Annotated in this window: 11 protein-coding genes; 7 read left to right on the top strand and 4 right to left on the bottom strand. The window is 39.2% G+C overall.

The genetic code is table 11. From position 1 onward, the window contains the following. Positions 1–3: 3 nt before the first annotated feature. The 5 genes from CRI9333_RS14470 to CRI9333_RS14450 all read left to right on the top strand — a co-directional run bounded on the left by CRI9333_RS14470 (position 4) and on the right by CRI9333_RS14450 (position 3,196). Positions 4–1,044 carry a tetratricopeptide repeat protein gene (locus tag CRI9333_RS14470; protein ID WP_232229335.1) on the top strand — a complete coding sequence of 347 codons (1,041 nt, stop codon included), beginning with the start codon at positions 4–6 and terminating at the stop codon, positions 1,042–1,044. 258 nt (positions 1,045–1,302) lie between these two features. Beyond that, on the top strand, positions 1,303–2,250 hold the full coding sequence (locus tag CRI9333_RS14465) for a sensor histidine kinase (protein WP_015203904.1): 948 nt from the start codon (positions 1,303–1,305) through the stop codon (positions 2,248–2,250). Between the two features lie 23 nt (positions 2,251–2,273). Then, entirely contained in the window at positions 2,274–2,507 is a 234-nt protein-coding gene (locus tag CRI9333_RS14460) for a tetratricopeptide repeat protein (protein ID WP_015203903.1), read from the top strand. Positions 2,508–2,676: 169 nt separating this feature from the next. Continuing rightward, positions 2,677–2,922: a hypothetical protein gene (locus CRI9333_RS14455; RefSeq protein ID WP_015203902.1), complete on the top strand. Its 246-nt coding sequence runs from the start codon at positions 2,677–2,679 to the stop codon at positions 2,920–2,922. 7 nt (positions 2,923–2,929) lie between these two features. Continuing rightward, the gene (locus CRI9333_RS14450) at positions 2,930–3,196 is read left to right on the top strand and encodes a type II toxin-antitoxin system RelE family toxin (RefSeq protein WP_015203901.1); all 267 of its coding nucleotides are present in this window, start codon (positions 2,930–2,932) and stop codon (positions 3,194–3,196) included. Here CRI9333_RS14450 and CRI9333_RS26785 read toward each other — a convergent pair. Continuing rightward, positions 3,181–3,324 carry a hypothetical protein gene (locus tag CRI9333_RS26785; RefSeq protein WP_157462328.1) on the bottom strand — a complete coding sequence of 48 codons (144 nt, stop codon included), beginning with the start codon at positions 3,322–3,324 and terminating at the stop codon, positions 3,181–3,183. The genes CRI9333_RS14450 and CRI9333_RS26785 overlap by 16 nt on opposite strands. An 81-nt stretch (positions 3,325–3,405) precedes the next feature. On the opposite strand from CRI9333_RS26785, the gene CRI9333_RS14445 reads away from it, so the two are divergent. Together CRI9333_RS14445 and CRI9333_RS14440 are read left to right on the top strand one after the other, a co-directional pair. Further along, the gene (locus CRI9333_RS14445; protein WP_041226062.1) at positions 3,406–4,932 is read left to right on the top strand and encodes a carboxypeptidase M32; all 1,527 of its coding nucleotides are present in this window, start codon (positions 3,406–3,408) and stop codon (positions 4,930–4,932) included. A gap of 235 nt (positions 4,933–5,167) precedes the next feature. After that, positions 5,168–7,588: a sucrose synthase gene (locus tag CRI9333_RS14440; RefSeq protein ID WP_015203899.1), complete on the top strand. Its 2,421-nt coding sequence runs from the start codon at positions 5,168–5,170 to the stop codon at positions 7,586–7,588. Between the two features lie 79 nt (positions 7,589–7,667). Here the strand turns inward: CRI9333_RS14440 and CRI9333_RS14435 are convergent, their stop codons facing one another. From CRI9333_RS14435 to CRI9333_RS14425, 3 genes are all read right to left on the bottom strand, one after another. Beyond that, complete coding sequence (locus CRI9333_RS14435) at positions 7,668–9,545, bottom strand: serine/threonine-protein kinase (protein ID WP_015203898.1); 1,878 nt, start codon at positions 9,543–9,545, stop codon at positions 7,668–7,670. A 501-nt stretch (positions 9,546–10,046) separates the two neighbouring features. Beyond that, the gene (gene cax, locus CRI9333_RS14430) at positions 10,047–11,141 is read right to left on the bottom strand and encodes a calcium/proton exchanger (RefSeq protein ID WP_015203897.1); all 1,095 of its coding nucleotides are present in this window, start codon (positions 11,139–11,141) and stop codon (positions 10,047–10,049) included. A gap of 113 nt (positions 11,142–11,254) precedes the next feature. Further along, complete coding sequence (locus tag CRI9333_RS14425; RefSeq protein WP_015203896.1) at positions 11,255–12,319, bottom strand: WD40 repeat domain-containing protein; 1,065 nt, start codon at positions 12,317–12,319, stop codon at positions 11,255–11,257. Between the last annotated feature and the right edge of the window lie 115 nt (positions 12,320–12,434).

The following is a 12,434-nucleotide window of genomic DNA, read 5'->3' as shown; positions in this document are numbered from 1 at the left end:
GAGATGCCAGATTCTATGAACCAAGTAGTAGATGTGGAAGCCGAGTTCTTTTTCCAAAAAGGATTACACCTGAACCGGATAGAAGAATATGCCAGTGCGATCGCTAGCTACGGCAAGGTTGTGGAACTTAAACCTGACTATGCTGAAGCTTGGTATAGCCGAGGTAATGCGCTGTATCACTTACGGCGTTACGCAGAGGCGATCGCCAGTTACGATCAAGCTTTGGAATACAGACCTGGCTTTCACGAAGCTTGGAATAATCGTGGCAATGCGCTAGATGATTTAAAACACTACGAAGAAGCTATAGCCAGCTACGACAACGCTATTAAGTTCAAACCTGATTATTTTTGGGCATGGAATAATCGTGGTATTGCCCTAAAAAACTTGGGTCGTTATAGTGAGGCGATCGATAGCTATGATCGAGCAATTGAGTTTAAACCAAACTACTATTGGGCTTGGTATAACCGAGGTATGGCGATGCGGCAAATAGATCGCTTGGATAAAGCGATCGCCAGCTTAGATAAAGCTCTTTTAGCTAAACCAGACTTCCATGAAGCTTGGTATCATCGAGGAATAGCTCTACAGAATTTAGGTTTATGCGAGAGTGCGATCGCCAGCTTTGATGAATCTTTAACTGTCCAACCCAAAAACATAGACGCTTGGTACTTTCGTGGTTTAGCCTTAGATAGTTTAGGTCGCTATCAACAAGCTATAGCCAGCTTTGATAAAACCTTAGAGATCCAGCACGATAAATATGCGTTGAATGCTAAAGGTTTAGTGTTGTTAAAATTAGGGCGTTATCAGGAAGCGTTGATCAGTTTTGACAAAGCCCTACACATCAAACCTGACGATCATACAGCTTTATATAACAAAGCTCGCTGTTATGCCTTGCAAAGTGATGCTGATCTAGCAATTAAACATTTGCAACAAGCAATTCATCTTAGTCCTGACAAGTATCGGGATATGGCAAGAACCCACTCAGACTTTGAAGAATTACAGCAAGATTACCGCTTTCAAGCCTTAATTCAAGAGCGAGATAGTTGAAATTACAGTTTGATGCGTTACGAATTTTGATTTTAACTAACCGTGCTACCTTTTATAGAGGGGTAGCGCGGTGTTTTTACAACTAACTATTGCCAGAGTTTAAAAAATTTTTTGATTTCTGCACGAAAGCGACCAAGATCTTATATTGGATATATAGCCAAATGCCTTTAAGGGGTTCTAGGCGGAGCTTAAGTCTGTGATCAAATTTGGTTGCATACTACCTATGGATGATCTGCAATCTAGAGGAGATTATAAACTATGACAAACGATGAGTGTATACAAGCAGAGGTTGAGCAACTAAAGTCTCAGATAGTTAATCTCCAAGAGTTGGTAGAAGTATATCAAAAGTCAGCGATGGACAAAGCTGAGAAGCTAGAGCGATCGCACGAAGAATTACAGGAAACCCAGGCAAAACTAATTCACGCCGAAAAAATGTCTAGCCTTGGTCAGATGGTAGCAGGAGTTGCCCATGAAATTAACAATCCAGTTAACTTCATCTACGGCAACATTGAGCATATCAACAACTATATGCAAGATTTGCTGTCATTACTGGAAATTTATCAAGAGCAATACCCTAATCCTACCTCAACAATTCAGGATGAAATTGAAGAAATTGATTTAGATTTTCTTAGTGAAGATTTACCTAAAACTCTCTCTTCGATGAAAATGGGCGCTGACCGGATTCGCAAAATTGTATTATCTTTGCGTAACTTTTCTCGCCTTGATGAATCGGAAGCTAAGGCAGTAAATATTGCAGAAGGTATTGATAATACTTTATTAATTTTAAATTATCGGATTAAGCAGGGAATTGAAGTAATTAAAAATTATGGTGATTTACCTTTAGTTGAGTGCTTTCCGGCTCAATTAAATCAGGTGTTTATGAATATTCTGAGCAACGCTATTGATGCACTGCTAGAGGAAGAATTTTTACCAAAGAAACAAATTGTAATTAATACCGAAATTATTAATCAGGAGCAAGTTAAGGTCAGAATTCGAGATAATGGACCTGGGATTCCTTCTGAAGTTAAAAGTAAGCTGTTTGATCCATTTTTCACAACTAAGCCTGTAGGGAAAGGTACGGGTTTGGGGCTATCAATCTGCAATGATATTATTGAAAAACACTGTGGTAGTATTGAGTTGAATTCAGAAATTGGTCAAGGCACGGAATTTGTAATTATATTGCCGAGCCAACAGAATAACAATTAGCAATTAACAATGACCCATGACCGATGAAGAATCAACAAGCAACTATTTATAGGGCTTTAGAGTGCCGTCCTGATAGTTTTAAGGATTGGTATCAGCAAGGAAATACGCTGCGGGATAGGGGTCGTTATTGGGAAGCTCTCGCTAGCTATGAAAAGGCGTTAGAGTACGAACCACGTAGCTATTGGGTATGGTATTGGCGTATTACCTATGTGCGTGAAGTGGGTAGGCAGCATCGACAGTATTTGCGTAGTTGTTGAAAATAATTAGGAGTAACGTTATAGCACCTGTGTACGTTTGGTAGTTAATGTTAATATTAAATAGATAATCTATCTATTATGTAAACAAAATCTTGGATAATTAATTACAGGTTCACACAGATAGTATAACTTATTTTTACAATCAGCATAATTTAACTACATCAATCCCATGAAGCAAAGTTACGAAGTAAAGATTTCTGCTGAGGCATGGAATAGTATTCAAGGTCTTGCTAATAACTTTAATTTATCAATAAATGAGCTTTTTGAGCGAGTTGGTAGCGGGCAAATGGCTATTGTTGATTCTGAAGATCTAGAAGATTATCTAGACTTACAAGAAGCAATTGAAGCTGAAGCCAATCCCGAAAATCAAGAGAGGCTTTCTTGGGAAGAAGTTAAGCAAGAATTAGGGCTGTAAGCGATTAATGGAAGAGTACAAAATTGAGTTTTTACGCACAGCCCTAAAAGAATTGGCTAAACTGCCTGTAGAGATACAGCAGCGCATTGCAGTTAGAATTGAAGAACTAAAAATAAATCCATATCCATCTGGAGTTAAAGCTCTCAAAAATGGAGAAGGACGTTTTCGTTTGCGTGTCGGAGACTACCGAATAATATATCGCCTAGAGAATAATTTGCTCGTTATTATTATCGTGAAAATTGGACACAGGAGAAGCATTTATAAGGATCGATAAGAAACAAATGTAGCGGTGGATAGTAAGGTGCGATCGCTTCTAACCTTTAAAGTTCTACAACTACTATGCCCATGTGTGCGACTACTCATCACGATCGCGTAGGCGTAGCCAGTCGAAGACATCGCCATTTATACTCCCAAAACCTGATACTTTCGCTGCATCTCTGCGCCAAACTAGAGAAAGCAGGATCAAAGCATCAACCCTCACCAATGCAAAAAACCGTAGAAAAGACAGAACCAAAACTCCAAGAACTCAAAACCCGCCTGACTGAAATTAGAGACATAGAAGCTGCTACCTCCGTACTAGACTGGGATCAAGCTACTTATATGCCCAACGGTGGTGCTGCTGCAAGGGGGAGACAAATTTCTACCTTACGACAAATTGCCCATGAAAAGTTTACGAATCCAACTATCGGACAACTATTAGAAGACTTACGCCCCTACGCACAAAGCTTACCTTACGACTCAACCGAAGCAAGTTTAATTCGTATTACCCAGAGACAATACGATCGCGCGGTGCGAGTACCATCAGAATTTATGGCTAAACTTTCTCGCCATCGTGCAGAAAGCTATACTGCTTGGGCAGAAGCACGATCAGAAAATAACTTTGCGGCGCTACAACCTTTTTTAGAAAAAACCCTCGAATATAGCCGCGAACTAGCTAACTTTTTCCCTGGTTACGATCATATCGCCGATCCGCTAATAGATACCGCCGATTATGGGATGAAAGCCGCAGCATTACGATCGCTTTTTTCCGAATTGCGATCGCAACTTGTACCCATAGCTGATGCGATTACATCTCAATCTCCGGCTGATGACTCCAGCTTATACCAAAATTTTCCAGAAGCGCAGCAACTAGCATTTACCGAAAAACTGATTGCCCAAATGGGTTATGACTTCCAACGGGGAAGACAAGATAAAACCCTGCACCCCTTCACCACCAGCTTTTCAATTGGTGATGTGCGAATAACTACCCGTGTCTACGAAAATCATATCGGTCAAGCCCTTTTTAGCAGTATCCATGAAATGGGTCATGCCATGTATGAACAAGGCATTTCCCCTGATTTTGAAGGTACACCATTAGCTGATGGCACATCATCTGGTGTCCATGAAAGTCAATCTCGCTTGTGGGAAAACTTAGTTGGGCGCAGTCGCAGCTTTTGGAAATATGCTTATCCCCAGTTGCAAACCATATTTCCTAATCAGTTAGGTAACGTTTCCTTAGAAAAATTTTATCGGGGTATTAATAAAGTAGAGCGATCGCTTATTCGCACCGATGCTGATGAAATAACATATAACTTGCACGTAATGATCCGTTTTGACTTAGAACTGCAAATGCTCGAAGGCAGTTTAGCCGTGCGAGATCTTCCCGACGCTTGGAATGCACGCTACGAGTCAGATTTAGGTATACTCCCACCTAATAACAGCGAAGGTGTAATGCAAGACGTACATTGGTACGCGGGACTGATTGGGGGAATGTTTCAAGGATATACCCTGGGTAACATTATGAGCGCCCAATTTTTTGATGCTGCATTAAGCAATCATCCTAAAATTCCTACTGAAATTGAGCAAGGTAATTTCACAACATTGCATAATTGGCTAAAAATGAATATTTACCAGCATGGCAGTAAATACTCAGCAGATGAACTGATTAAGCGTGTTACAGGTAGCCCCTTAACCATCAATCCCTTCATCCGCTATATCAAACAGAAATATGGGGAAATTTACACACTTTAAAATTTTGCGTTTCTCTCCTCATTGATAATTGATAATTAGCTCCACATTAAAAAAGATAAAATGCAAATCTCCCCCTCCCCGAAATTCGGGGAGGGAGTTGGGGGATGGGGTAATGCCTTTAATTATGTTGAGCTACTTAATTGTTAATTGTTCAACCCCAGGGGGAGGGTGCTGGCAGCATTCTTTTGTAACTTAGTGTTTGTATAAGTATGGATTTGATAATTAAGGAGTGCTTATGTCCGAATTGATTCAAGCTGTGATCGATAGTAATGAAAAAGCCGATCTGCGTACCTTTGCCAGCGATTTGCGTCATCAGGAAAAACGCTATTTACTTAAAAATGATATTCTCACTGCCTTTGCAGAATATTGTCATAATCATCAGAAGCCAGAAAACTTTTTTAGCTCTTCTAATTTAGGCAAATTAATTTATTACACTCAGGAAATCATTCGGGAAGATTCCAACCTGTGCTTGATTATTCGCCCTAAAATTGCTTCTGAAGAAATATATCGGTTGACAGAAGATTTAACAGTAGAGCAAATGCCGATACAAGAATTATTGGATGTGCGCGATCGCTTCGTCAACCACTTTCATCCTAACGAAGGGGATATCCTCGAACTAGATTTCCAGCCGTTTTATGACTATACCCCCACAATTCGTGACCCCAAAAATATCGGTAAGGGAGTGCAATACCTTAACCGTTATCTCTCTAGCAAATTATTTCAAGATCCCAAACAATGGCTAGAAGCATTATTTAGTTTCCTGCGTATCCATCGGTACAACGGTACCCAGCTAATGATTAACGAGCGGATTCAATCACCGCAACAGCTTTCCGATCAAATTAAAAAAGCAATTACCTTTGTAAGCGATCGCCCGTCCGAAGAACCATTTGACAGATTGCGCTTTGTGCTGCAACTAATGGGTTTCGAGCCTGGTTGGGGTAACACAGCAGGTCGGATACACGAAACCCTAGAACTTTTGGATCAACTCAGTGACTCTCCCGATCACCAAAGCCTAGAAGCCTTTCTATCCCGCATTCCGATGGTCTTTCGGATCGTCTTGGTATCTCCTCACGGTTGGTTTGGACAAGAAGGAGTCTTAGGGCGACCTGATACTGGCGGTCAGGTGGTATATGTCCTTGACCAAGCTAGAAACTTAGAAAAACAACTGCAAGAAGACTTGGCTTTAGCGGGTTTAGATGTACTCAATGCTGAACCAAAGGTAATTATTCTTTCTAGGTTAATTGCTAATAGTGATGGAACTAAGTGTAACCAACGTTTAGAAAAAGTTCACGGTACACAAAATGCTTGGATTTTGCGAGTACCTTTCCGAGAATTTAATCCTAAGCTGACTCAAAATTGGATTACTCGCTTTGAAATTTGGCCATATTTAGAAACTTACGCCATTGATTCGGAAAGAGAACTTTTGGCAGAATTTCAAGGTAAACCAGATTTAATTGTGGGGAATTATTCTGATGGCAATTTAGTTGCTTTCTTGCTGTCTCGTCGTCTGAAAGTTACTCAATGTAACATTGCCCACGCTTTAGAAAAGTCTAAATATTTGTTTAGTAATCTTTATTGGCAAGAATCAGACCACAATTATCACTTCTCATTACACTTCACTGCTGATTTGATTGCGATGAATGCAGCAAATTTTATTGTCAGCAGTACTTATCAAGAAATTGTCGGCACACCAGAGAGTGTGGGACAGTACGAATCTTATAAGTCTTTTACAATGCCAGATTTATATCATGTTGTGCATGGCATTGAATTATTTAGCCCCAAATTTAACGTAGTACCGCCAGGGGTAAATGAGAGTGTGTACTTCCCCTATACTCGATATGAAGAGCGGATTGAGAGCGATCGCGATCGCATTGAAAAATTACTATTCACCCAAGAAGACCCAGAGCATATTTTCGGCACACTAGACGACCCCAGCAAACGCCCCTTATTTTCAATGGCGCGTCTAGATAGAATTAAAAACCTCACTGGTTTAGCAGAATGCTTTGGGATGAATGCCCAATTGCAAGAACGTTGCAACTTAATTTTAGTTGCTGGTAAATTGCGGGCTGAAGAAACCACCGACCACGAAGAACGCGACCAAATTGAAAAACTTTACCAAATTATTGATCAGTACAACCTACATGGTAAAATTCGCTGGTTAGGTGTGCGTCTACCTAAGAGTGATTCTGGTGAAATTTATCGGGTAATTGCAGATCGTCAAGGTGTCTTTGTGCAACCCGCTTTGTTTGAAGCTTTTGGTTTAACAATTCTGGAAGCAATGATTACTGGATTACCAACCTTAGCCACTCAGTTTGGGGGGCCATTAGAGATTATCCAAGATAAATTTAATGGTTTTTACATTAACCCAACACACTTAGAAGAAACAGCAGAAAGAATTCTAGAATTTGTTTCTAAGTGCGACATGAATCCCAACTACTGGTACGAAATTTCCACCCGCGCCATTGACCGTGTTTATAGCACTTATACCTGGAAAATTCACACCACCAAATTGCTATCTTTAGCGCGGATTTACGGTTTCTGGAACTTCACCTCCAAAGAAGACCGCGAAGATTTAGTGCGTTACTTAGAATCTTTGTTCTATTTACTGTATAAGCCAAGGGCAAAAGAGTTAATGGAAGAACATCTAAGTCGCTAAAACTTAAAATATCCCCCTCCAGTGTTGACACCGGAGGGGTTTTATGTATAAGTAGGTTGACATACTTAACTATTATTTTTTACCGGACAACTTTTTGTAATCGCCAAATTTTTATTGTATTGTCATCACTACTACTTACTAATTTTTGTCCATTTGGACTGAAAGCCATTGATCTAATTGGGCTAGAATGACCAGCCAAAGTACGAATTATTTTGCCAGTAATCAAATTCCAGATTTGAATTGTATTGTCATTGCTTCCACTTGCTAAAATTTTTCCATCGGGACTGAAAGCTAAAGCAGTAATACCACCAGAATCCACTGTAAATGTTTGCTTTTCTTCTCTATTTGCAATATTCCAAAGTTTAATTTCATCATTAGTTCCACTTGCTAAAATTTGTCCGTCTGGACTGATGGCTATGGCAATAAACGAGTCAGACTCAACTTGAATATTACCAATTTTTTCATGGTTGATCATATTCCAAATAGTAATATTTTTGCCCCAAGTAACATTAGCTAAAGTCTGACTATTCTGGCTGATAGCGAGGGAACTAATATATTTTTCAGACTCATCTTTAAAAGTACCAATATCTTGTGCAGTAGCTATATCCCAAATTTTGATTGTATTATCATTACTAGCACTAGCTAAAGTATTGCCATCACGGCTAAAAGTAACATACCGAATTTCTTTTCGTTGATCATTTAATGTTGTCAGTCTTTCTGAAAGAGAGAGATTCCAGATTTTTATAATATTTGTTTGAGTAGTACTAGCTAAAATCTCACCTTTGGAATTAAATGTCACTGATTTAAGTGAGCTACCCTCACTTAAATCACTAATATTAAAATTATCTTTTTCTAATAACGTTAATGAAGTTAATAGTGTAAAAACATCGCTATTAAATGCAGATTGCGAATAAGCTTGGGCAGACCCTATTATAGTAATTAAAATTGCCAATACTCCACTTAATATCCAATACCTTTTTAACTGTTGAGGTGGAGGTGGCGGTGGATGTATATTTTTAGAAATATTATTTAAACGCTGCAAAATCTCCTGCGCGTTTTTAGGGCGATTTCCTGCTTGATGAGCCATCATATCATCAATTAAATCTGCAAAATGGGGTGATAGCCCACGAGCATGACCCCTCCAAACTAGCTCGTCTTTATAAGGATTATAAATAGCTTGATGATTAGGTTCTTTCCCTGTTAGTAAATAAACAAATGTACGCCCTAACGCATAAAAATCCGACTGCGGTACTGCATGACCTTTGTCTTGTTCTGGTGGTGTGTAACCAGCAGAAGTAAGTTTAGTAATATTTCCAGCACCACTGACTTTTCCCAAGTAGGTATAAGTCATTTCTCTAGTGCTACCAAAATCAATTAATACTAGCTCACCATTAGGGCGCAGCATAATATTTGATGGCTTAATATCCCGATGAAAATATGAATGATTGTGGATAGTTTTTAAAATTTCTACTACCTGTTTTAACCAAATAATTGCTTGCTCTTGAGAAATGGGTTTATTACCTCGCTGGTTTTGCCACTCTTCTAAAGTGGAACCATCTATTTTTTCCATCACTATGCAGTGCAGCAAAGGTGAATTAGCTCCACCGCTACTGTTTCTCAGTTGAAGCTGAAAATAGTTATCAAACTTAGGAATTCCTGGATGATCTAGCTGACTTAATGCCGTAGCCTCTTTTTGAAATAACTTAAGGGCTGTAGGGTTGGTGTTATGATGCTGTTTCAGTACTTTGAGAATTTTGGATCTGCCGCCATCATCTACCTCGTAGACATTCCCGAAGCCGCTTTGATCGCTAAGTAAGCGCACAACTCTGTAACGATTTTGTAAAACTAACTCAGATCCACAATGACGGCAGATAGGATTATTCGCATTCAACGGATCTGTTGGCTTGGGGCAACTGAAATTTATGCAAACCTGCATAGCTAGGTGGTGAGTAGTCATATCCCCACTATAAAATAGCGTAGGCGTAGCCCGTCGTAGACATCGCTCTTTATTTGCTTAATCGTACGCACAGGGCATAAATATCTGTAACCAGATCGCAAAAATTTTGTGGAGAGTAACTGTTGCTACAGGATAATGATATATTATAGCCTAAGTTATATTGCTTAATAATTTTATACTTGATAAGCTAACGCGCATTTAAATTGTACATTTTATAACTCTTGAGAAAAGTTATCAAACCCTCTTCCCCTCTCTCCTCCCTCCCTAAAACATCAAATTTAGAAACACAACAGCTTATTACCGCAGAGTAAACACAAACAGACGATATTTTATATTGTGATATGTCTTCCCAAATCCCAACAGTTATGAATGTTTATCATTGAGGAGCGAGGTAGCTGCAAAAGTGCATAGGCGTAACCCGTCGCAGACATCGCTCCTTTAATCATTACTTTATTATCCTAACCTTACAGATGCTTTCTTTTATCCGCATTAGTTATAAAACTATACGGGATGAAAGTAGAAAGCCAAGGCTAAAATAGTGTAAGTTGCCAATAATAATGTTCCCTCTAACCAGTTAGAAGTACCATCTAGACTCACCAAATTAGCAATTCCTACAGCTATAGCCACAGCTATTACTTGAAATATATCAAAATCCAAATCCATTGGCTGACCAATAAATAGTCCTACTAACACTAAAAGTGGCGCAACAAATAAAGCAATTAGCAGACTAGAACCCATTGCTACTGAAACAGAAAGTTCCATATTATTCTTCATTGCTACCCGCACAGCCGTTATATATTCTGCTGCACCGCCAATTAATGGTAAAAGAATTACTCCGGTAAACGTTGGACTAAGACCTAAACCAGCAGTTGCTTCCTCTAATCCTCCTACTAACAATTCTGACTCAATTGCCACTCCTGTTGTACTAGCTAATAACACTCCTCCCCATAACCATAAATTAGGTTTGTGTGGCGTTTCTTTTGGTTCAGAAGTTGGCTCATTTTTCTCTGATTCTACTATCCCAACATCATAAAGGTAGCTGTGGGTGCGTAAAGAAAATAGCAGTGTTAAAGCGTAAACTATGATTAAAACTACTGCTACTGCAATTGATAAATTACGAGTAGCTACAATTTGATCCACTTTGGAAGTATAAATAACAGCAGTAGGTAACAAAATCGCTACCATTGCCACCGTCATAGAAGTAGCATTTACCCGCGCTACCACTGGTTGAAAACTCTGCTCTTTGTATCGTAAACCACCCAGGAACATAGAAAGTCCCATTACTAAGAGTAAGTTACTCAGGATAGTACCAGTAATACTAGCTTTGACAATATCAATTAAGCCTTCTTTAAGGATGATTAAAGCAATAATTAATTCAGTGGCATTGCCAAAAATAGCATTTAATAAACCGCCAATCGAAGGTCCAGTGACTACGGCAATTTCTTCTGTAGCTGTACTTAGCCAGATAGCTAGGGGCAAAATAGCTAGTGCGGAAGTTATGAAAACAGTAAGCGCACTCCACTCTAAAAAATGAGCCGCAATCGAAATGGGAATAAAGATTAATAAACCAAAAGAAAGAAGGTTTTTGATATTCATGGTAAGTTAATCGCAATCAACATCATATTTATAATAAAGGTAAGCAAGCGATGAGCAATGCCCACCGCTTATGAGAAGGAAAATATATTTCTATGGATAGATAAATATTTGGGTTACTTTGCTTGCCAGATAGAAATACTACCGTCAGAGTTACCACTAACTAAAGTTTGCCCGTTAGGAGTGAAAGCAAGGGCAGAAACTACGCCGGAATAACCTGTAACGGGGCTAATTACTTTTCCAGTGTTTAAATCAAAAATATTCAATACGCCGTTTTCTCCACCTAAAGCACTGGCAAATAAATCACCTTGAGGGTGTACAGCAACAGCATTGACAAAAACTATGCCTGAGTCTGCAATGGGTGTAGAGATTAATTCGCCTGTTTGCACATTCCAAACTTTAACCGTTTGTGTGTAACTTTCGCTGATTAAAGATTTGCTATCTTGGCTAAATGCGATCGCTCTCACACCCGCACCATGATTTAATGTATAAATCAAGTTACCCGTATCCGTATCCCATAGTTGGATAGTACTATCTTCATTACCACTGGCTAAACTTTTCCCATTCGGGCTAAACTGGACAGTCAAATTAGACTGACTAGATCCCTGTAAGCTATAAATTGTTGCACCTGTAGTCAGATTTAATACTTCTACTTGGGGTTTGGTGGTTGTTGTATTCCAAATACCCAGCGCAAGTTGTTTGTTATCTGGACTAATAGCTACAGATTTCACAAACCAATCAGGTTTTTGAATAGTTTTGATTACCGCACCAGTTTTTAAATCCCATATTTTTACAGCTTGCTCATTTAAACCACTTGCACTAACAAGAGTTTTACCATTTGGACTAATAGCAAGTGATACAATTGAATCTGTATGTTTATTCAGAGTGCGGACTAATTTACCAGTTTTTAAATTCCATACTTTAATCGCACCGCTATCACTACCAGCAACAATATTTTGTCCATCTGGGGTAATGGCGATCGCACCCACCATTTGGGTAAATCCTTGAATAGTGCGAATTAATTGAGGATGCCATTTAGAATTGGCTTTAGCATTTAGGGTCGTCTGCCTAGTATTAGGGGTTTGAGCGACTGAATCAGAACTATTAACTTTAGTAACAGCGATCGCACTGGTAAAAGCTAAAGCGGTGAAAAAATAAGCAAAAATTGATTTAAGGGTCATATTTTAAATCTCTCTAGGAACAACATCAACAGCACATCTCCGCGCTTGCTCTTGCTTGAGACGGCATTATCCCCATTTGAGATTCCCAGATTTTAATTTTTTTCCGTCTGCCCCC

The sequence above is a fragment of the Crinalium epipsammum PCC 9333 genome, from assembly GCF_000317495.1.
Classification (GTDB): Bacteria; Cyanobacteriota; Cyanobacteriia; order Cyanobacteriales; family PCC-9333; genus Crinalium; species Crinalium epipsammum.
The sequence above is the reverse complement of the archived record's forward strand: the minus strand, read 5'-3'. Positions and strand labels throughout refer to the sequence as shown.

Excerpts from the sequence above, each read along its gene's own strand:
- CRI9333_RS14445 (WP_041226062.1), top strand. The coding sequence starts at position 3,406 with ATGCAAAAAACCGTAGAAAAGACAGAACCAAAACTCCAAGAACTCAAA.
- CRI9333_RS14455 (WP_015203902.1), top strand. The coding sequence starts at position 2,677 with ATGAAGCAAAGTTACGAAGTAAAGATTTCTGCTGAGGCATGGAATAGT.
- CRI9333_RS14460 (WP_015203903.1), top strand. The coding sequence starts at position 2,274 with ATGAAGAATCAACAAGCAACTATTTATAGGGCTTTAGAGTGCCGTCCT.
- CRI9333_RS26785 (WP_157462328.1), bottom strand. The coding sequence starts at position 3,324 with ATGGCGATGTCTTCGACTGGCTACGCCTACGCGATCGTGATGAGTAGT.
- CRI9333_RS14425 (WP_015203896.1), bottom strand. The coding sequence starts at position 12,319 with ATGACCCTTAAATCAATTTTTGCTTATTTTTTCACCGCTTTAGCTTTT.
- CRI9333_RS14470 (WP_232229335.1), top strand. The coding sequence starts at position 4 with ATGCCAGATTCTATGAACCAAGTAGTAGATGTGGAAGCCGAGTTCTTT.
- CRI9333_RS14440 (WP_015203899.1), top strand. The coding sequence starts at position 5,168 with ATGTCCGAATTGATTCAAGCTGTGATCGATAGTAATGAAAAAGCCGAT.
- cax (WP_015203897.1), bottom strand. The coding sequence starts at position 11,141 with ATGAATATCAAAAACCTTCTTTCTTTTGGTTTATTAATCTTTATTCCC.
- CRI9333_RS14435 (WP_015203898.1), bottom strand. The coding sequence starts at position 9,545 with ATGACTACTCACCACCTAGCTATGCAGGTTTGCATAAATTTCAGTTGC.
- CRI9333_RS14450 (WP_015203901.1), top strand. The coding sequence starts at position 2,930 with ATGGAAGAGTACAAAATTGAGTTTTTACGCACAGCCCTAAAAGAATTG.
- CRI9333_RS14465 (WP_015203904.1), top strand. The coding sequence starts at position 1,303 with ATGACAAACGATGAGTGTATACAAGCAGAGGTTGAGCAACTAAAGTCT.